15 protein-coding genes are annotated in these 19,260 nt (G+C 62.9%); 5 read left to right on the forward strand and 10 right to left on the reverse strand.

The genetic code is table 11. The features are described 5' to 3' along the window. Positions 1-194: 194 nt before the first annotated feature. From NKH28_RS17025 to NKH28_RS17045, 5 genes are all read right to left on the reverse strand, one after another. Positions 195-1,472 (reverse strand): ABC transporter substrate-binding protein, encoded by a 1,278-nt coding sequence (locus NKH28_RS17025; RefSeq protein ID WP_352979753.1) that lies wholly within the window; start codon positions 1,470-1,472, stop codon positions 195-197. A gap of 29 nt (positions 1,473-1,501) precedes the next feature. Continuing rightward, positions 1,502-2,689 (reverse strand): PLP-dependent transferase, encoded by a 1,188-nt coding sequence (locus tag NKH28_RS17030; protein ID WP_352979755.1) that lies wholly within the window; start codon positions 2,687-2,689, stop codon positions 1,502-1,504. After that, positions 2,686-3,420 carry a FadR/GntR family transcriptional regulator gene (locus NKH28_RS17035; RefSeq protein ID WP_023679986.1) on the reverse strand — a complete coding sequence of 245 codons (735 nt, stop codon included), beginning with the start codon at positions 3,418-3,420 and terminating at the stop codon, positions 2,686-2,688. Before NKH28_RS17035 ends, NKH28_RS17030 begins: the two co-directional genes overlap by 4 nt. Positions 3,421-3,883: 463 nt before the next feature. Beyond that, on the reverse strand, positions 3,884-5,257 hold the full coding sequence (locus tag NKH28_RS17040; RefSeq protein WP_352448689.1) for a PleD family two-component system response regulator: 1,374 nt from the start codon (positions 5,255-5,257) through the stop codon (positions 3,884-3,886). A 33-nt stretch (positions 5,258-5,290) separates the two neighbouring features. Beyond that, on the reverse strand, positions 5,291-5,707 hold the full coding sequence (locus tag NKH28_RS17045; RefSeq protein WP_352876500.1) for a response regulator: 417 nt from the start codon (positions 5,705-5,707) through the stop codon (positions 5,291-5,293). A 173-nt stretch (positions 5,708-5,880) separates the two neighbouring features. Between NKH28_RS17045 and NKH28_RS17050 the strand changes: the two genes are divergently transcribed. Together NKH28_RS17050 and NKH28_RS17055 are read left to right on the forward strand one after the other, a co-directional pair. Beyond that, a complete protein-coding gene (locus tag NKH28_RS17050; RefSeq protein WP_352471779.1) occupies positions 5,881-6,180 on the forward strand; it encodes a DUF3572 domain-containing protein in 300 nt (99 codons plus the stop codon). Continuing rightward, positions 6,177-6,830, forward strand: coding sequence for a hypothetical protein (locus NKH28_RS17055; protein WP_352979757.1), 654 nt, complete (start codon positions 6,177-6,179; stop codon positions 6,828-6,830). The genes NKH28_RS17050 and NKH28_RS17055 overlap by 4 nt, the downstream gene beginning before the upstream one ends. 9 nt (positions 6,831-6,839) lie before the next feature. Here NKH28_RS17055 and NKH28_RS17060 read toward each other — a convergent pair whose 3' ends face one another. Both NKH28_RS17060 and NKH28_RS17065 read right to left on the reverse strand, forming a co-directional pair. Then, positions 6,840-8,168, reverse strand: a complete 1,329-nt coding sequence (locus tag NKH28_RS17060; protein WP_352979759.1) for a hypothetical protein — start codon at positions 8,166-8,168, stop codon at positions 6,840-6,842. Between the two features lie 348 nt (positions 8,169-8,516). After that, entirely contained in the window at positions 8,517-9,092 is a 576-nt protein-coding gene (locus tag NKH28_RS17065) for a GNAT family N-acetyltransferase (protein ID WP_352979761.1), read from the reverse strand. Positions 9,093-9,160: 68 nt separating this feature from the next. Here NKH28_RS17065 and NKH28_RS17070 point away from each other — a divergent pair, with 68 nt between their 5' ends. Further along, on the forward strand, positions 9,161-10,489 hold the full coding sequence (locus NKH28_RS17070) for a DNA polymerase IV (RefSeq protein WP_352979763.1): 1,329 nt from the start codon (positions 9,161-9,163) through the stop codon (positions 10,487-10,489). Positions 10,490-10,701: 212 nt separating this feature from the next. Here NKH28_RS17070 and NKH28_RS17075 read toward each other — a convergent pair whose 3' ends face one another. Next, positions 10,702-11,220 carry a hypothetical protein gene (locus NKH28_RS17075; protein ID WP_352979765.1) on the reverse strand — a complete coding sequence of 173 codons (519 nt, stop codon included), beginning with the start codon at positions 11,218-11,220 and terminating at the stop codon, positions 10,702-10,704. Between the two features lie 173 nt (positions 11,221-11,393). Between NKH28_RS17075 and NKH28_RS17080 the strand changes: the two genes are divergently transcribed. Further along, positions 11,394-12,275, forward strand: coding sequence for a DMT family transporter (locus NKH28_RS17080; RefSeq protein ID WP_352471788.1), 882 nt, complete (start codon positions 11,394-11,396; stop codon positions 12,273-12,275). A 14-nt stretch (positions 12,276-12,289) separates the two neighbouring features. On the opposite strand, the gene dnaE is transcribed toward NKH28_RS17080, so the two are convergent. Both dnaE and NKH28_RS17090 read right to left on the reverse strand, forming a co-directional pair. Next, positions 12,290-15,817 carry a DNA polymerase III subunit alpha gene (gene dnaE, locus NKH28_RS17085; RefSeq protein ID WP_352979767.1) on the reverse strand — a complete coding sequence of 1,176 codons (3,528 nt, stop codon included), beginning with the start codon at positions 15,815-15,817 and terminating at the stop codon, positions 12,290-12,292. 580 nt (positions 15,818-16,397) lie between these two features. After that, positions 16,398-18,410 carry an acetyl-CoA carboxylase biotin carboxylase subunit gene (locus NKH28_RS17090; protein WP_352979769.1) on the reverse strand — a complete coding sequence of 671 codons (2,013 nt, stop codon included), beginning with the start codon at positions 18,408-18,410 and terminating at the stop codon, positions 16,398-16,400. A gap of 213 nt (positions 18,411-18,623) precedes the next feature. Between NKH28_RS17090 and NKH28_RS17095 the strand changes: the two genes are divergently transcribed. Then, on the forward strand, positions 18,624-19,260 hold a 637-nt coding region (locus NKH28_RS17095; protein ID WP_352979771.1), incomplete at its 3' end, for an alcohol dehydrogenase catalytic domain-containing protein.

The raw sequence follows: 19,260 nt of genomic DNA on the forward strand, positions 1-19,260 counted from the left end.
GGGTAAGCACGGGCTGGCGACAGCGCCTTCCCCGTTTACGGGGAGATGCCGGTCCACCCTCCGCAGCTGCAGCGCAGCTGCTGCGGAGGACGGGCTGGCAGATGAGAAGCAGCGCGAGCCAAGTCGGGTTGGCGCCGCCCCTCATCCGTCACGTCGTGACACCTTCTCCCCGTGAACGGGAGAAGGAAGAAAAGCTATTTCTTGTTCTTGGCCAGCCAGTCCTGCTGTTCCTTGGTCAGGAACTTGGCCCATTCGTCGGCCACGTCCTTGGCCGCCTTCTGACCAAGCAGCACTTCCTGAAAATTCTTGATCGCCACCTGGTCTACGAAATTACCAAGGTTTTCCAGATGCGTCGGCGGCGTCACCATCTCGTATTTGTCGCCGTTGTTCAGTTCCTCGAACCAGCCCTTGAACTGCTCGGTCCTGAAGTGAGCGTCCTGGTCGGCGCCGTTGTGGATTGGAATGACGCCGACTTCCTTTGCCCATTCCAGATTGTCCTTGGGCGACAACAGCGTCGCCATCAGCTTCCAGGCATCGTCCTTGTGCTGGGAATTGGCGAACATCGCCCAGCCGGCATAACCGAGCGTCGGATAGGATTTGCCGCTCGGCCCGACCGGCATCGGCGCCACGGCGAAGTCGTCGGCGCTCATCTTGTCGGCGATGCCGAGCAGCGCGTCGGGATCCTGGTTCAGCATGGCGCAGGTGCCGGAATAGAAGCCGGTGACGGTCTCGTTGAAACCCCAGCTCACCGCATCTTTCGGCGCCAGGCCGTTCTTGTACATGTCGGCGAGCATCTGCAGGCCTTTGACCGAGCCTTCCTCGTTGATGGTCGAGGTGCCGTCCTCGTTGAAATAGCCGCCCTTGCCGGCGGCGATGTTCATGAACATATGCATGCCGTTGAAGGCGCCCGGGCCGCCGCGCAGGCAGTAGCCGTATTTGCCCGGTATCGCCGAGATTTTTTTGGAGTCCTCGACGAATTCATCGAGCGTCGCCGGCGGACCGTCCAGACCGGCCTCCTTGAACAGCTTCTTGTTCCAGAACAGCGCGTTCAGGTAATAGCCGTAAGGGATCATGTACTGCTTGTTATCGACCGTCGAGCCGAACTGCTTGGCACGCTCGGCAAGCGTTTTGGCATCATCCCATTTGGCCATGTATGGCCCGAGATCCTCGAGCTGGCCGTTGGTCGCATAGAGGCCCATCCAGCGCTCCGGCATCTCGACGATGTCGGGCGTGTCGCCGGCCTGCACCATGGTGAGGAACTTCTCGAACGCCTGGCCCCAGGGCAGCGATACCAGCTCGACCTTGACACCCGGATTGGCCGCCTCGAATTCGGCGATCTGCTTCTTGAGGAATTCGGTACGCGGCGGACTGGTGATGACCTCGACCATCTTGACCGTGGAATCGGCCAGCACGCTGCCGGCGGAAATCGCCAGACCCGCGACGGCACCAAGAAGGATGCTCAGTTTTTTCATGTTCAGCACTCCCATTTTGAACGGCTCCTTTATCTTTTTGCTCTGTCGAAGGCCTGGGCAACATCCGCCCACAGGTCTTCGACACTTTCCAATCCGACACTGAAGCGGATGGTTCGTGGGCTGACGCCGAAGCGCGCCATCGAATTCAGGCCCGGCGTCTGCTCGAGCGAGGCCTTTGCCGGAACGACCAGGCTCTCATGGCCGCCCCAGCTGACGCCGATGCGAAAGAGTTTCAGCGCATCGACGAAAGCCGGGATGTCGACGTCTTCCGTCACTTCGAACGAGAACAGCCCGGCATAGCCGGCAAGCGTCGCCTTGCCTGGATGGTTGGAATAGGCCGGGTGGTTGACCCGCTCGACATGGTCATGCGCTTTCAGCCGTTCGGCGATGGTCAGCCCGCTCTTCATGTGGTGCGGCAACCGCAGCGGCAATGTGCGCAGGCCACGCAGCAACAGCCAGGCCTCGAAAGGCGAAAGTTTGCCGCCGAGATAGGAATAGGTCTGCTCGTTGATATGTCGGATATGGGCGGCCGAACCGGCCACCACACCGGCGACGGTGTCGCTGTGGCCGCCGAGATATTTCGAGGCCGAATGCAACACCAGGTCGACACCGTGCGAAATCGGCTTCTGGAACACCGGCGTCGCCCAGGAATTGTCGATCGAGGTGATGATGCCCTGCTCTTTGGCCAGCCGCGCCAGCTGGGTTATGTCCTGGAGCTCGAACATCATCGACGTCGGGCTTTCCAGGTAGAGCAGCTTGGCGCCGGGAAGTGCTGCCGCGACCGCGTCCGGATCGGAACCGTCGACATAGTCGACCTTGATGTTGAGCCGTGGCAAAAGCCGTTCGAACAGCCGGTAGGCATCGCCGTAGCAATTGCGCACGACAACCATGCGCTCACCGGCACCGACGAAAGCAAGCACCGTGGCGCTGATCGCCGCCATGCCGCTGGAAAAGCCGCGGGCGGCCTCCGCGCCTTCGAGAGCGGCGACACGCGCCTCGAACTCCATAACCGTCGGGTTGTCGCCGCGCGAATAGATCGGCTGACGTCGCCTGCCGGCGAATGTGTCGGCCATCTCGGAATAGTTGGCGAAGGTGAAGAGCGAAGTCTGGTAGATCGGCGGGACCACCGCGCCGCCGGGGAAAGGCTCGTCATGGGCGAGAAGCGTCGCTGCCTCGGCGAGATAGTCGTTTTCGAAACCGGCGGGATGATCGTTCATTTCTGGCCTGAAAGTTCGAGTTTGGCCGCGCCGCGCTTCAGATCGTCCTCGACGGTGGCGATCAGCTTGAGCGCCTCGGCCCGAGCCCCCTCCGGATCGTGCGCGGCAATGCGTTCGTAGATGGTGCGGTGGTAAGGAAAGCTGGCGTGGCCGAAATCACGAACGCCGAGCGGATGCTCCCAGAAACGATGGAACAGTTCGTGCATGGCGGCGATGATCTGCTCGAACAGCGGATTGCCGGAACTGCGGTAGATCGACTGGTGGAATTCCCAGTCCTCCTCCGCCGACATCCCGGCGCGGGTGTGGAAGGCCTGCTCCATAATGTCGAGCTTGCGCCCGATCTCGACGAGATCTGCCTGGCCCGCGCGGACGGCGCACAGGGCGGCGGCTTCCGCTTCCAGTGCCCGGCGGATTTCCAGCGTCTGCATCAGGCTGGTGAAATCATTGCCGCCGGCCAGCGTCAGCGGCATGTGCAGCATGTCCAGCGAGACCACTCCCTTGAGATAGGTGCCGCTGCCTTGGCGCCGTTCGACCAGGCCGAGCCCTTCCCACCGCGTCAACGCCTCGCGCACGGTGTTGCGGCTCACCTTGAGGCGCTCGGCAAGGATTCGTTCGGTCGGCAGTCTCTGGCCGGGCCCGAGAGCTTCCCGCATCACAAAGCCGGCCAGCGCCTTGAGCACCGCGTCGTCACGAGCAGTTGCCTGTATGGGGGAAAGGCCGAATTCGGTCATGCCAACGGGTCACCAAATGGCTCAATGGTCCAACCAATTTCTGCATAGAAGACAGGGCCTGTCAATCGACTGCGGGCGCATACGCCCTGCCCAAGCCGGCTATTTCAAAGGGCGGTGTCGCTGCCGCAACAAAAACCAAACATTTTCCGGGTCTTGGCGTAGAATCCTGATGTGTTTTGAAAATTGGGGGCCGGCCGGCGTTTGGCAGCGGTACGAGGAGGCCACTATGTGCCAGCGCCGGCCGCCCGACCCCACGGACCCAGGAGATGCGGCGGACCTGAGCATCATGGGGTATTCTTCGGGTCGAACCGGCGATCTAGCCTCGTGCCGGTTACGTCTAAGGGCTGCACATTTGCGCAACAACTTATGGAAATCAACCGTTTCTTAACCAAGCCTCGCAAATCGCTTGGATTAAGGTAAATTCGTAACCTTGTCGCGTTGACCCGGCAATTGGTGTTCGGTGCTAAGCCGCCTTGGCGACGACGCGATTGCGGCCGCCGCTCTTGGCTTCGTAGAGCGCAAGGTCGGCGCGTTTCATTAGCGCGGAGACCGTGTCCACCCCTTTCAGCACCGACGAAACGCCGACGCTGACGGTGACTTCGACGGCTTTGCCTTCGGCGCCGACGGGAAACGGCAGTTGGGCGATTTCGGCGCGAATGCGCTCGGCGACCTTTTCGGCCACCGCGCCGTCGGTGTCCGGCATCACCACGACGAACTCCTCGCCGCCGAAGCGGCAGGCCAGGTCGATGCCGCGCACATTCTTGCGCAGCCGCCGCGCGAATTCGCGCAGCACGTCGTCGCCGCCGTCATGGCCATGCGCGTCGTTGATGCTCTTGAAGCGGTCCAGATCGGTGATCATCACCGACAGCGGCCGGCGCCGTGCCACGGCGCGGTCGAACAGCGTCTGCAGATGGCTGTCGAGATAGCGCCGGTTGTGCAGGCCGGTCAGGGCATCGGTCACCGCCATCTCGATGGTCTGGGTGACGCTGGCGCGAAGCTGGTCGTTGTAGCGCTTGCGGCGCACCTGCGTACGCAGCCGCGCGGTCAGCTCCTGCTGGTCGATCGGCCGCATCAGATAATCATTGATGCCGAGTTCGAGGCCGCGGATGATACGTCCCTCCTCGCCCTCGTCCGCCAGAAGGATGATCGGCAGGAAACGGGTGCGATCGAGCGAGCGCAATTGCGAGCAGAGCCTCAGCGGGTCGAAATCGGCGAAGGCCGTCGAGATCATCACGCATTCATACGGCTGCTCGGCGGCCTGGAAGAAGCCTGCATGCGGATCGTTGGCGACGTCGAGATCGGCACTGCCGCGCAGCATCTTCTGGATGCGCTCGAACGAGGATTTGCGCTCGTCGACCAGCAGCACCTTCGGCACCGCGTCGTCGGCAGCGAAGTTGCGGCTCAAAAGCTCCTCGATGCCGATATTGCGTGTCGTCGAGGCGCGCAGCCGCAGCTCGTCGGTCAGCGATTTCAGCCTGACCAGGCTCTTGACGCGCGTCATCAGCTGCAGATCGTTGACCGGCTTGGTCAAAAAATCGTCGGCGCCGGCCTCGAGGCCGCGCACCCGGTCCGAAACCTGGTCGAGCGCGGTGATCATCACGACAGGGATGTGCGATGTCGCCGGGTCGCCCTTCAGCCGCCGGCAGACCTCGAACCCGTCCATATCGGGCATCATCACGTCGAGCAGCACGACGTCGACCTTGCCGTTCTCGCAGATCTCGATCGCGTCCGGCCCGTTGGTGGCGGTCAGGACCTCGAAATATTCGGCGAGTAGCCGAACCTCCAGCAGCCTGACATTGGCTGGGATGTCGTCGACGACGAGGATCCGCGCGGTCATTTCACAAAGCTCCGGCTCGGCTGGAAAGGGACATCAGGCATCGCCCAGGTAGGATTTGATGGTTTCGATGAAACGCGGCACCGAGATCGGCTTGGAGATATATGCCTCGCAGCCGCCCTGGCGAATGCGCTCCTCGTCCCCCTTCATCGCGAAGGCGGTGACGGCGATGACCGGGATGACGTGGAGATCATCGTCCTCCTTCAGCCATTTGGTGACCTCGAGGCCCGACACTTCCGGTAGCTGGATGTCCATCAGGATGAGGTCCGGCCTGTGCTGCCGCGCCAGATCCAGCGCTTCCAGGCCGTTGCGTGTGCGCACCGTCTCGTAGCCGCTCGCTTCGATGAGGTCGCGAAAGAGCTTCATGTTGAGCTCGTTGTCTTCGACGATCATAACCTTCTTTGGCATCGATTTCCCGTCCCGGCTGACCTTCCACTCGAAGGGTGCCGTCATGCGCCCCCTTGTCGGCACGCACCAAACCTGTTCCCACTATACGGCAATATGATTGACGAAACGCAAACCGGCCGCCCTAAAAGCGTTCGGATTCCAGGTGGGCGAGCTTGCTGCCGGCGACACTTGCCACTACTGCGAAAACAGAACGATTCCGCCCATGAAGGAAGGTAGCGATGGCAAACGCAGCGTCAATGCGCGAGGAAGCGGAAACCCTTGCCGTAAAGGCGTTGGGCTTCGTCGCCGCCGATCCGGAACTTCTGCCCCGCTTCCTGGCGATCACCGGCATCGAAGCCCATTCCATCCGCCGGGCGGCGGGCGAGCCTGGATTCCTGGCCGGCGTGCTGCAGTTCATCCTTGCCCACGAGCCGACGCTGATGCGTTTTTCCGAGGAGACCGGGACGCCGCCGGCCGCAGTCGGCAAGGCATTGCGGGCGCTGCCGCTCGGCGACGACAATCATGAGCATTCGGTATGAGCGACGATCCCGAGACGGCGCGCCAGATCGAGGAGCTGGCCGACGACGACCGGCCGCTGATGGTGCTCGACGTCGACGACGTCGTGCTCGAATTCATCCGGCCGTTTCCGCATTTCCTCAAATCGCGCGGCTTCGGCCTGACGCTGGCTTCCTTCCGCCTCACCGGCAACATCACCGAAACGGCGAGCGGCCGTTTGATCGAACAGCCCGAGGTTACGGCACTTTTGGGGGAATTCTTTGACGCCCAGGCCGCTTGGCAAAGCATCACCGACGGTGCCGAGGATGCTCTTGCAGCGCTTAGCGACAGCGCCGAGATCGTTCTGCTAACCGCTATGCCGCACAAGCACCGCGTGGTGCGCCGTGCGCATCTCGACGCGCTCGGATTGCCCTACCCGCTTTTGACCACCGAAATGGCCAAGGGACCGGCGGTGGCCAAATTGCGCGGCAACAAGGGCCGCCCGGTCGCTTTCGTCGACGATCAGCCGTCCAATCTTGTGTCGGTGCAGAACTCGGTCGCCGATGCGTATCTCTTCCATCTTATGGCCGACAATTCGCTGCGCGCTTTCCTGCCGCCGCCGCCGGACGGCGTCATCGTCGTCGAAGACTGGCGCGACGCCGCGCCGAAGATCGCGAGCGCTCTGGGGCTTTAGTGCGAGCGCTCAGGGCTGCAGCTTCGGTCCTGCCCCGCCATTGTCGCCGCCGTCCGAATCCTCGCCCCCGGTCGAATTGTCCGTTCCATTCGCGCCATCATCGCCCGAGTTGTCATCCTGGCCGGCGCTGTCGTCCTGGACTTCATCCGGCCCCTTCAGCGTGGCGCCGTTGACCGCAACGGACCCATCGGCCTTGGTGTTGATCACCCATTCCAGCCGGCCATCCGGCAGCGTCTTGCCAAAACCTTTGACGGCCAGCGCAAAGGGGAAGGCCTGCGCCATCTGCTCATCGCTCTTGGCGCCTTCCTTCAAGGCATCGACGATCCTGTCGTAGCCGGCCACAGCGACGGTCACGGTCGCATCAGGCTTTTCGCCGCCGGGGAAAGTCATCTCGCCTTCCATGGCGACTTCGACGTCGCCATTCTTCACGGTCGAGTGGCCGAGGATTACTTTGGGTTTCTTGGCCTTGAAATCGGCGACCAAAGCCTTGCCGAATTCCCCCGGCAACGGCGGATTCTTATTGAGATCAAAGGCTTCGATCGCCTTCTTCGCCATCGTGTCGAGATCGATATTGGCACCGCCGAAGTTGAGGTCGATATCCGTCGGCACCAGTGGACCAGTCCAGGCGGGCAGCAATTGCCGGGGGATCGTCAGACCGGAGGCCTTGATCCCATAGTTGATCTTGCCGTTCTGGGAGACGCCATCCATGCCGCTAGCCAAATCCAACTGCTTCGCACCCCACTTGCCGACTGGGCTCTCAATTGCGAAATCCTTGAAGGCGTACGTTCCATCGATTCTTTCCCAGACAGGCAACGCCGAAAGGAGACGTGACTTAAGTTCCGCCTGATTTACTTTCAGTTTCGCCTCGTCTTCATTAGCGACGGCAAAAGCAAGCAGATCCATCAACGGCTTTGTCCGAACACCCTTGCCGTTTGCATGCACCGAAAGTTCCGGCGCATTGAGGGTGACCGGAAAATTCAACCCTCGCTCGGGATCGTTGATTTTGAGGACTTCAGCAAAATTCAAGATCTTTTCCGCGACAGTGAAATCGATGCCGCCGTTAGCCGATTTCGTCGAATTTAGCGTGGCGGTGCCGGCACCGGCAGAGACATCGGCCTCTTGCTTCGGCTCCCGGGTTTTCATCGTCATAGCGTCCATTGACCCCGTGGCGCTGACGAAGGCCACCAGGGCCGGATCATACACACCGGTGAACTTGTTGTTCGACACCGAAAAGTCGATGTGCTGCGGCCCTTGAGGCCCCTTGAAATCGAACGATCCGGTCAGCGACGTATCCGCCGACACGTCCCACTGCCCGTCCTGGCGCGGCTTGACCCGCATGTCGTAAGGCGTGACGTCGAACTTGAAGGAATCCTGTTTCGACAGCAAAGCGACGAGCGGCTTGAAATCGACGGCGAGTTTGTACGCATCGCCGTCGGCAGTGATTTTCACCAGTCCGATATCGAAACCCTGCCTGCCGAAATAATGTGCCAGATCATCGGTAAGCTTCTTCGCACCTTGGCTGTCGACGGTCTGGGCGAAAGCGGGCGCGCTAAACGCGACGGCGAGAACAAGTGGCAATACACGCTTCACGTCGATTCTCCGTTGTCTCGGGCCAAATCATTGCTTGTGTTAGTGAAACAGCGTTACAGCCGCAAGACGCCGACTGTAGGCCAAAAGCGCATCCGGCTAAAGCACCAGCCGCACCAGCGGTCGGCCTGGCTTACGTTCGACCAATCGCTGGAACCCGGCCCTTTCGAAGACCCGCGACGAGCCGACGAACAGCCCGATCGAGCGCGAATCCTTCGACAGGTCGATCGGGCAGGCCTCGATCAGCCGCGCGCCGTTCTCGCGGGCGAACTCAATGCCGCCTTGGACCAGGCGGTGCGACAGGCCCTTGCCGCGCGCTTTGGTGCGGATGAAGAAGCAGGAGATCGCCCAGACGCCCGGATCGCTGGCGTCGGCGGGGTCGATCGGCGCCGACCCCCTGCCCTGGTTGTTCCATTCGGGCACGTCGGCACGCGGGCCGATCTGCATCCAGCCGACCGCCTGGCCACCCTCGAAAGCCAGCAGGCCAGGCGGCGGCCCGGCCTCGATCCGCGCCTTGATGTGGTCCTTGTTGCGCTCCCGGTTGCTCGCGCGGCGTGCTGCGGGCGACAGCCGGAAATGTGTGCACCAGCAGCCGTAGCAGGCGCCTTGCCTACCGAAAAGATCTTCGAAATCCGCCCAAAGCTCGGGCACTAGCGGCGCTATGGTCGTATTCATGAGCTCTCTCCCGGCCCACCGCCTTGTCGTGGCATCCGTCCTGACGTACCATTGCATTTGTTCTCTTTATGTTCGCAGCGATGGCGGCCCCTGTCAACAATCCCGAACACGGTTTTTGCCGCGACTGCCTGAGTTTTCAGCGCAGCGAGGCACGCCGTTGCGAGCGCTGCGGCAGTCCACGGCTCGCCCGCCATCCGGAGCTCTACCGGCTGCGCCTTGCCCATATCGATTGCGACGCGTTCTACGCGGCGGTCGAAAAGCGCGACAACCCGGCGTTGAAGGACCGGCCATTGATCATCGGCGGCGGCAAGCGCGGCGTCGTCTCCACCGCATGCTACATTGCCCGCATCCACGGCGTGCGCTCGGCAATGCCGATGTTCAAGGCGCTCGAAGCCTGCCCGGAAGCGGTGGTCCTGCCGCCGGACATGGAAAAATACGTGCGCGTCGGCCGCGAGGTGCGCGCCATGATGCAGGCGCTGACGCCGCTGGTCGAGCCGCTCTCGATCGACGAGGCCTTTCTCGACCTCGCCGGCACCGAGCGCCTGCATGGCCTGCCGCCTGCGGTGGTGCTGGCGCGCTTCGCACTCGGCGTGGAAAAGGAAATTGGCATCACCGTTTCGGCCGGCCTTTCCTACTGCAAGTTCCTGGCCAAGGTGGCGTCGGACTTCCGCAAGCCGCGCGGGTTTTCGGTGATCGGCGAGGCCGAGGCTATCGGCTTCCTGGCCGAGCAGCCGGTGACGCTGATCTGGGGGGTCGGCAAGGCCTTTGCCGCCACCCTCGAGCGCGACGGCATCCGCACCATCGGCCAGTTGCAGCGCATGGAACGTGGCGATCTGATGCGCCGCTACGGCGTCATGGGCGACCGGCTCTGCCGGCTTTCGCGCGGCGAGGACGACCGTCGCGTCGTTCCCGACCAGGACGCGAAAAGCGTCTCGGCGGAAACCACTTTCGATACCGACATCGCCTCCGTCGACGAACTGGTTTCGGTGCTGAGGGCGCTGTCGGAAAAAGTCTCGGCCCGGCTGAAGAAATCCGGCATTGCCGGACGCACCGTCGTCCTCAAGCTGAAGACCCAGGATTTCAGGATCCGCACGCGCAATCGCCAGCTCGGCGATCCGACCCGGCTGGCCGACCGCATCTTTCAGACCGGGCTCGAGCTGCTGCGCAAGGAAGCGGATGGCACGAAATACCGGCTGCTCGGCATTGGCGTCAGCGATCTCTCCGACGATGACCGGGCGGACCCGCCCGACCTGGTCGACGTCCAGTCACGCAAGCGCGCCATGGCCGAAGGCGCCATCGACACGCTGCGCGGCAAGTTCGGCCGCAGGGCGGTGGAAACCGGCTATACCTTCGGCAAGGGCCGCGATGCCCATCCGCCCGAACCGGTCGAGGAATGATACCGGCCTGTTGAGATTCAGGTCAGGCCGAGTCGAGAAGGGTGGTTTCCGAGAACCGGAGCGGAGCGTACTTGTGAGTACGTGAGCACCGGCCTACGCCGGCCGTAGCCTTAACTGCCACGATCGCTCAGAATGCTTCCGCCGGCGAAGGCCGAAAGCGCAGGAAACCGCGTTTCGCAGGCCGGCCTCACCTGAATCTCAACTTGCCCCAGTCACGTGCGCTGCAGATCGATCCGGGTGGTCACCACACTCTTCCCGGTTTTCGGATCGGTATCGACGACGATCAGCCGCATGCCATTCTCGCCGTTCTTCTCGACCGTCATTTGCGCCTTGCGATCGCCATTGACCTCCTTGGCCCAACGGATGCCGAGATTGATTGCGTTGCCGGAGCGGCTGCCGCTCAATTGCGCCGGCCCGGTGCGCGATCCGACATAGGTGCCGGTGTATTTCGTCCCGCTCGATTTGAGATCGGCGCTGATGGCGCGCGTTACCACGATAAGACCGCGGCAGCTGCCGTCGAGCGATAGCGAGCTCGACGTTGCGTCGGAATTGAAATGACAGGAGACATTCACCGTCGGCGCATCGGTGGTCACCTTGACGATGCCTTTGCCGGCGAAATTCCCCTGGAATGAGCGAAGAAAATCCGGATCGTCGGCATGCGCTGCCCCGGCCCCGGCCCCGGCCCCGGCCGTCAGGCAGCCGGCAAGTACAAATCGTGCAAGTGATTTCATCGGACCGCTCCTCGTTGGTATCCAAAACACAGCACGCAAACACTGAGGGACCAACGCTTCCCTCAGCGGCGGGTTCCGGCTTCAACATCACTGTTTGCAACGCTGCACGGCTGGCCCAGTCGAATGCGTCGGCTAGCGGTTGCGATGAGCGCTCCGGCTTGCGACATAGCCGCATGGCACCCGCACCCTCGATCCCCAAGGCCGCGTTCTGGATGGCGCTGTCGATCGCCTCGTTCCTGGCGATGTCGGTGGCCGGCCGTGCCACGACGGCCGAACTAAACGTCTTCCAGGTGCTCGAGCTGCGCTCGGTGATCGGCTTTTTCATCCTGTTGCCGCTGGTCATGATGTCAGGCGGTTTTGCGGCGATGCGCACCGGACGCCCGCTGGCTCATATCGCCCGCAACGTCGTCCACTATACCGGCCAGGCTGCCTGGCTCTACGCCCTGACGCTGATCCCGCTTGCGGTACTGATCTCGATTGAATTCACGACGCCGATCTGGACCGCTTTGCTGGCCGTCGCTTTCCTCGGCGAGAGGCTGTCCCGGCCACGGCTGGCGGCGATCGTGCTCGGGCTGATCGGCGTTGTGATCATCGTGCGTCCGGGCGTCGGCGCGGTCAATCCGGGACATGTCATCGTGCTGGGAGCCGCGGTCTGCTTCGGCGTCTCGGTGGTCCTCGTCAAGTCGCTGACGCGGACGGACAGCGTCGTGCGCATCATCTTCTGGATGCTGATCATCCAGTCGCTGCTTGGCCTCGTCCCGGCGCTTTACGAATGGCGCAACCCGCCGCTTGAGCTCTGGCCGTGGATCCTGCTCATCGCCTTCACCGGCATGTCGTCGCATTTCTGCATGGCCCGCGCACTTGTCTATGCCGATGCGACGGTCATCTCGCCAATGGACTTTTTGCGCGTGCCGCTGTCGGCGGTGATCGGATGGCTGCTCTATCACGAGCAGATCGACGCCTTCACCGCCGGTGGCGCCCTGCTGATCCTCATGGGAAATCTGCTCAACCTGCAGCGGAGAGCACCGCAACCGGCGGAGATCGCCGCTTCATAAGCGTGCGCTAACTCTTAGACCAGTTCCACCTCGACCACGCCCGGCACCGCCCGCATCGCCGACGCGATCTGCGGCGATACGCGGTAGCGGTTGGGCAACTCGATCTCGACCTCGCCCTCGCCGCCTTCCTTGATGACGATGATGCTCACCTGACTGTCGCCACGCTGGCCAAGCTGCGATTGGATTGTCGATGCCGGTGCGTCATTTCTGACGAAGATGCGCAACGCTTTCTGGATACGGCTTGCCTCTTCCTCCAACGACTGCACGGTCTGGATGCGCAGATTGACGCCTTCAGGCCTGTCCTCGGCCGAAACGGTGATCACCACCGAGCGGCCGGGTTCGAGCAGGTCGCGGTATTGCGCCAGCCCCTCGGAAAACAGCACCGCTTCATACTGGCCGGAGGTGTCGGAGAACTGCACGACGCCCATCTTGTTGCCGGTGCGCGTCTTGCGCTCCTGCTTGGTGGTCACCGTGCCGGCGAGCCGGCCGGCGGCAGCACCGCGTTTGACGGCGGCCGAAAACTCGCCCCAGGTCTGCACCCGCATTTTCTGCAGCGCCGCCTTGTATTCGTCGAGCGGATGCGCCGAGAGATAGAACCCGACCACCTGGAATTCACGGTGCAGGCGGTCGGCGGCGAGCCAGGGATCGGTCGCCGGCAAGTTGAGCGCCTGCGACTGTGCGCCGAGCGAGGCGCCAAAGATGTCATGCTGGCCGGTGACGGCATTCTGCTGCGCCAGCGACGCCAGCCCGATCATCCGCTCGACGCCGGCCATCATCGCCGCGCGGTCATGACCGAAGCAGTCGAGCGCGCCGGCCATGATCAGGCTTTCGAAGACGCGCTTGCCGACGATCTTCGGATCGACCCTTTCACAGAAATCGGCGAGGCTCTTGAAGGGTTTTTCGCCGCGCGTGGCGACGATGTGCTCGACCGCCGCATCGCCGACGCCCTTGAGCGCGGCCAGCGAATAGAAGATGCGGTTCTCGCCGACCTCGAAATCCCGGAACGACGTCATGACCGACGGCGCCACCACCTCGATGCCGAGGCGCAGCGCATCCTGGCGGAAATCGGCGAGCTTGTCCGTATTGCCCATGTCGAGCGTCATCGATGCCGCCAGGAATTCGACCGGGTAATGCGCCTTCAGATAGGCGGTCTGGTAGGAGACGACGGCATAGGCGGCGGCATGCGATTTGTTGAAACCGTAGTCGGCAAACTTTGCCAGCAGGTCGAAGATGAAGTCGGCTTGCGGCTTGCCGACGCCGCGCTCGACCGCGCCCGAAACAAAGCGCTCGCGCTGCTTGTCCATCTCGGCGCGGATCTTCTTGCCCATGGCGCGGCGCAGCAGATCGGCTTCGCCCAGCGAATAGCCGGAGAGCTCCTGCGCGATCTGCATCACCTGTTCCTGGTAGACGATGACGCCTTGCGTCTCCTTGACGAGATGGTCGATCTTCGGGTGGATCGACGCCATCTCCTCCTCGCCGTGCTTTCTGGCGTTGTAGGTCGGTATGTTCTCCATCGGCCCCGGCCGGTAGAGCGCGACCAGCGCGATAATGTCCTCGATACAGTCGGGCCGCATGCCGATCAGCGCCTTGCGCATGCCGGCACTTTCCACCTGGAACACGCCGACCACCTCGCCGCGCGACAGCATGGCGTAGGTTTCGGGGTCGTCGAGCGGAATGTGGGCAAGATCGATCTCGATGCCGCGGCGGCGGATCAGCTTGACGGCCCTGTCCAGCACCGTCAGCGTCTTCAGGCCAAGGAAGTCGAATTTCACCAGCCCGGCCTGCTCGACATATTTCATGTTGAACTGCGTGACCGGCATGTCCGAGCGCGGATCGCGGTACATCGGCACCAGCTCCGACAGCGGCCGGTCGCCGATGACGATGCCGGCGGCGTGCGTCGAGGCGTGCCGATAAAGACCTTCCAGTTTCTGCGCCGTATCGAGCAGCGTCTGCACGATCGGCTCACGCTCCGCCTCTTCGGCAAAGCGCGGCTCGTTGGCGATGGCGTCGGCGAGCTTGACCGGATTGGCCGGGTTCGACGGCACCATCTTGCTCAGCTTGTCGACCTGCCCGTAAGGCATCTGCAGCACGCGGCCGACGTCGCGCAGCACCGCGCGCGCCTGCAACGTGCCGAAGGTGATGATCTGGCCAACCTGGTCGCGGCCGTATTTCTGCTGGACGTAGCGGATGACTTCCTCGCGCCGGTCCTGGCAGAAGTCGATGTCGAAGTCGGGCATAGACACGCGGTCGGGATTGAGGAAGCGCTCGAACAGCAGCGAAAAACGCAGTGGATCGATGTCGGTGATGGTCGTGGCATAGGCGACCAGCGAGCCGGCGCCCGAACCGCGGCCCGGGCCGACCGGAATGCCTTGTGCCTTGGCCCATTTGATGAAGTCGGCAACGATCAGGAAATAGCCCGGATATTTCATCTTCTCGATGACGCCGAGCTCGAAATCCAGCCTTTCGCGATATTGCTCGACGGTATAGCCGGGCGTCGGGCCGTGCGCCGCCAGCCGCGCCTCCAGCCCTTCATGCGCCTGCCTGGCAAGCTCCTGCGCCTCCGCCTTGACCGCAGCATCGGCGTCGGCGACATCGCGGCCGGCAAAGCGCGGCAGAATCGGATTGCGGGTCTTCGGGTAATACGAGCAGCGCAGCGCGATCTCGACGGTGTTGTCGATTGCTTCCGGCAGGTCGGCGAACAGCCTCGCCATATCGGCCTGGCCTCTCAGGAAGTGGTCGGGCGAAAGGCGGCGGCGATTGTCGGCCGCAACCACGGAACCTTCTGCGATGGCGATCAGGGCGTCATGCGCCTCATAGTCTTCACGAGAGAAGAAAAACGCCTCGTTGGTGGCAACCAGCGGCAGATCGTGGCGGTAGGCGAGATCGACCGACGACTGCTCGATGGCGCGGTCATAGCCGGACACGCGCTCAAGCTCGACATAGAGCCGGTCGCCGAACAGGCTCTTGAGCGCCGAGAGCCGGGTCTCGGCGAGTTCGCGGCGATCCTGTTTCAATGCAGTGCCGATCGGACCGCGCGGCCCGCCCGTAAGGCAGATCAATCCGTCGGTGTGGCCCTGCAGCATCTCGCTCGTCAGATGCACCGCTTCGCCGGGCGGTGTCTCGAGGTAGACGCGGCTGACCAGCCTGACCAGATTGCCGTAGCCGGCCTCGGTTGCGGCGATCAGGACGACCGGCCGCATCTCCGGTCCTTGCCGCCTGCGGTCGCGCTGGCTGTCGCTCGCCTCGCCGGAAAAGGCGAGGTCGATCTGGCAGCCGATGATCGGCTGGATGCCATCCTTTACCGCCTTCTGGGCGAATTCCAGCGCGCCGAACAGATTGTTGGTGTCGGTGACGGCGATTGCCGGGCATTCGTCCTGCACCGCATGGCCGACGATCTTGCCGAGCTGCAAGGCACCTTCGAGCAGCGAATAGGCCGAATGCACGCGCAGATGAATGAACCGACGCGCCGCCGCCTCCGCCCGCGACGCCTTTGCATAGGCCTCGCGCAGCAAGGGATCGCGTGGAAGTCTTTCATCCGCCATGGTTTTTTCGCGCCGCCTCACAAGGACTCAGTCGATGAAGATGTATTGTATTGTCGAGCGCCGGGTAGCACAAGTCCAGCGCTAGTGATTAGAGCTTTGGAGGTTTAGAGCAACCGCCGAAGCTGCCAATTTCCCCCCTTGTGGGGGAGATGTCCGGCAGGACAGAGAGGGGCGCTGTCCCGCCAACCTCAGGCTACAAACAAAACCCGCCTCGGCGGGCGGGTCGTTGGAGCCAATTAGCACCATAGCCAAATTAATAGCATAGCTGCCGGCACAAAGCAAGAACAAAATACGGCGCGACGGGGAAAAATTCGAGTTGTCCGTCTCCCGAGGGCGTATCCAGAGGATTGCAGGTCGCGTTCCTTCGCGCCCCCCTCTGTCCTGCCGGACATCTCCCCCATGAGGGGGGAGATTGGCCATCATCTCGGCTTTCGCCAATTTCCAACGTTGCAGGAGCGAGCTGGGCCCCGAAGCTGCCAATCTCCCCACTTTAGGGACACTTGAGGGGGAGATGTCCGGCAGGACAGAGGGGCGCGCTGTCCCGCCAACTTCAGACAGAGCGTCGACGGCGGGTCCAACCTCACGCGAATTCCATGATCACAGCATCGACGGCAAGGCTGTCGCCGGGCTTGGCGTTGAGCTTCGAGACGATGAGGTCGCGCTCGGCGCGCAGCACGTTTTCCATCTTCATCGCCTCGACCACGGCCAGCGTCTCGCCGGCCTTGACCTCCTGCCCCTCGGCAACGGCAATCGACACGACGAGGCCGGGCATCGGGCATAGCAGCATCTTCGAGGTATCCGGCGCCACTTTTTCCGGCATCAGCCTTTCGAGTTCGGCGGTGCGCGGCAGCATGGCGCGGGCTGTCACCGAGATGCCTTTCCAGGCGATGCGGAACCCGTTCAGCACCGGCCTGACTTGCGCCGCGACCTTGCGGCCGCCGACCGTGCCGCGCCAGATGAGATCGCCCGGCCGCCAGTCGGATGCCACCGTCAGCGGTTTGCCGCCGTCGATTGTGAGGTCGAGCTCCATCGGAATGGAAATCATGCCTTCGACGATGGCAACCGAAAGATAATCCCGGCCGATCTTCACCACCCAATCGCGTTTCAAGGCGCCCGAATGCGGCGCCAGCCGCCCGCCCAGCCGGTCGAGCCGGTCGCGGCGCAGCAGTTCGACCGCGGTTGCGATCGCGGCCAGCACCGCGTTTTCTTCGCTGTTCGGCACAATGGGCGCGAAGCCGTCGGGATATTCCTCGGCGATGAACGCCGTCGATAGCCGCCCTTCCCGCCAGCGCGGATGCTGCATCAGCGCCGCCAGGAACGGTACGTTGTGCTCGATGCCGTCGACGACGAAACTGTCCAGCGCTTCCGACATCGCGTCGATTGCCGCCAGCCGTGTCGGCGCCCAGGTGCACAGCTTGGCGACCATCGGGTCGTAGAACATCGAGATTTCCGAGCCTTCGGTAACGCCGGTATCGTTGCGGATGACGATTTCGCCGAATTTTCCCTCTTCCGGCGGCCGGTATTTCGTCAGCCTGCCGATCGACGGCAGAAAGTTGCGATACGGATCTTCGGCATAGAGGCGGCTTTCCACCGCCCAGCCGTTCAGCTTGACGTCGCTCTGCTTGATGGCGAGCTTTTCGCCGGCCGCCACGCGGATCATCTGCTCGACCAGGTCGATGCCGGTGACGAGTTCCGTCACCGGATGCTCGACCTGCAGCCGCGTGTTCATTTCCAGGAAATAGAAGTTCTTGTCGCTGTCGACGATGAACTCGACCGTGCCGGCGCTCTGGTAGTCGACGGCCTTGGCCAGGGCCACCGACTGCTCGCCCATGGCTTTGCGGGTCTTGGCGTCGAGGAACGGCGACGGCGCCTCCTCCACGACTTTCTGGTTGCGGCGCTGGATCGAGCATTCGCGCTCGCCGAGATAGAGCGTGTTGCCATGCGCGTCGGCGAGCACCTGGATTTCGATATGGCGCGGATCGACGATGAATTTTTCGATGAAGACGCGGTCATCGCCGAACGAGCTTTTCGCCTCCGACCGCGCCCGGTCGAAGCCGTCGCGCACCTCTGCCTTGCTCCAGGCGATGCGCATGCCCTTGCCGCCGCCGCCGGCTGAAGCCTTGATCATCACGGGATAGCCGATTTCGCCGGCTATTCTTTCGGCATGGGCGGCGTTTTCGACGACGCCGAGCCAGCCGGGCACCGTCGACACCTTGGCCGCGTTGGCGAACTTTTTCGATTCGATCTTGTCGCCCATCGCCTTGATGGCCTTGGGCTTCGGGCCGATGAAGACGATGCCTTCCTGCTCCAGCCCTTCGCAGAAGGATGCCCGCTCGGACAGGAAACCGTAGCCGGGATGCACGGCCTCTGCTCCTGTGGCCTTGCAGGCGGCGATGATCTTTTCCGCGACCAGATAACTTTGCGCAGCCGGCGAAGGCCCGACATGCACCGCCTCGTCGGCCATTTCGACATGCACGGCGTCGCGGTCGGCGTCGGAATGGACCGCGACGGTGGCGATGCCCATCTTGCGCGCCGTCTTGATCACGCGGCAGGCGATCTCGCCACGGTTGGCGACCAGGATCTTTGTGAACATGCAGGCCTCGTCCCTCGGCTGCCCTTCTTTTACGGGCTTCCCGTTTTATGGGCTTCAGGGGGCCGGTCAAGGCAAAGTCGGAGCCTATCCCGCATGCAAATCGGCGGGCGCTGACGAAAATCCGGGGTCAGAACGTCGCTTCGTGCATAGCGCAGAGCTGAATGGTAAGTTAAATCTAACCTGGATTGCAGACTGCCTTGGGAGGATTGCCTGATGAAAACGCGCGCCGCTGTCGCCGTTGCCGCCGGAAAGCCGCTGCAGATCATGGAGGTCGACCTCGAAGGCCCCCGCGATGGCGAGGTGCTGGTCGAGATCAAGGCAACCGGCATCTGCCACACCGACGAGTTCACGCTGTCGGGCGCCGACCCGGAAGGCCTGTTTCCGGCGATCCTCGGCCATGAGGGCGCCGGCATCGTCGTCGACGTCGGCAAGGGCGTCACCTCGGTCAGGAAGGGCGACCATGTCATCCCGCTCTATACGCCGGAATGCCGGCAGTGCCCGTCCTGCCTGTCGCGCAAGACCAATCTGTGCACCGCCATCCGCGCCACCCAGGGTCAGGGCTTGATGCCCGACGGCACCTCGCGCTTCTCGATCGGCAAGGACAGGCTGTTTCACTATATGGGCTGCTCGACCTTCTCCAATTTCACCGTGCTGCCCGAGATCGCGGTGGCCAAGGTCAATGCCGACGCCCCGTTCGACAAGATCTGCTACATCGGCTGCGGCGTCACCACCGGCATCGGTGCTGTGATCAACACGGCCAAGGTCGAGCAAGGCGCGACGGCGGTCGTCTTCGGCCTCGGCGGCATCGGCCTCAACGTCATCCAGGGCCTGCGCCTTGCCGGCGCCGACA

Source organism: Mesorhizobium sp. M1227 (assembly GCF_040318315.1).
GTDB lineage: Bacteria > Pseudomonadota > Alphaproteobacteria > Rhizobiales > Rhizobiaceae > Mesorhizobium.

Bases quoted from the DNA above. Each gene is read 5' to 3' on its own strand.
- NKH28_RS17025 (WP_352979753.1), bottom strand. From the start codon at position 1,472: ATGAAAAAACTGAGCATCCTTCTTGGTGCCGTCGCGGGTCTGGCGATT.
- NKH28_RS17030 (WP_352979755.1), bottom strand. From the start codon at position 2,689: ATGAACGATCATCCCGCCGGTTTCGAAAACGACTATCTCGCCGAGGCA.
- NKH28_RS17035 (WP_023679986.1), bottom strand. From the start codon at position 3,420: ATGACCGAATTCGGCCTTTCCCCCATACAGGCAACTGCTCGTGACGAC.
- NKH28_RS17040 (WP_352448689.1), bottom strand. From the start codon at position 5,257: ATGACCGCGCGGATCCTCGTCGTCGACGACATCCCAGCCAATGTCAGG.
- NKH28_RS17045 (WP_352876500.1), bottom strand. From the start codon at position 5,707: ATGACGGCACCCTTCGAGTGGAAGGTCAGCCGGGACGGGAAATCGATG.
- NKH28_RS17050 (WP_352471779.1), top strand. From the start codon at position 5,881: ATGGCAAACGCAGCGTCAATGCGCGAGGAAGCGGAAACCCTTGCCGTA.
- NKH28_RS17055 (WP_352979757.1), top strand. From the start codon at position 6,177: ATGAGCGACGATCCCGAGACGGCGCGCCAGATCGAGGAGCTGGCCGAC.
- NKH28_RS17060 (WP_352979759.1), bottom strand. From the start codon at position 8,168: ATGCGGGTCAAGCCGCGCCAGGACGGGCAGTGGGACGTGTCGGCGGAT.
- NKH28_RS17065 (WP_352979761.1), bottom strand. From the start codon at position 9,092: ATGAATACGACCATAGCGCCGCTAGTGCCCGAGCTTTGGGCGGATTTC.
- NKH28_RS17070 (WP_352979763.1), top strand. From the start codon at position 9,161: ATGTTCGCAGCGATGGCGGCCCCTGTCAACAATCCCGAACACGGTTTT.
- NKH28_RS17075 (WP_352979765.1), bottom strand. From the start codon at position 11,220: ATGAAATCACTTGCACGATTTGTACTTGCCGGCTGCCTGACGGCCGGG.
- NKH28_RS17080 (WP_352471788.1), top strand. From the start codon at position 11,394: ATGGCACCCGCACCCTCGATCCCCAAGGCCGCGTTCTGGATGGCGCTG.
- dnaE (WP_352979767.1), bottom strand. From the start codon at position 15,817: ATGGCGGATGAAAGACTTCCACGCGATCCCTTGCTGCGCGAGGCCTAT.
- NKH28_RS17090 (WP_352979769.1), bottom strand. From the start codon at position 18,410: ATGTTCACAAAGATCCTGGTCGCCAACCGTGGCGAGATCGCCTGCCGC.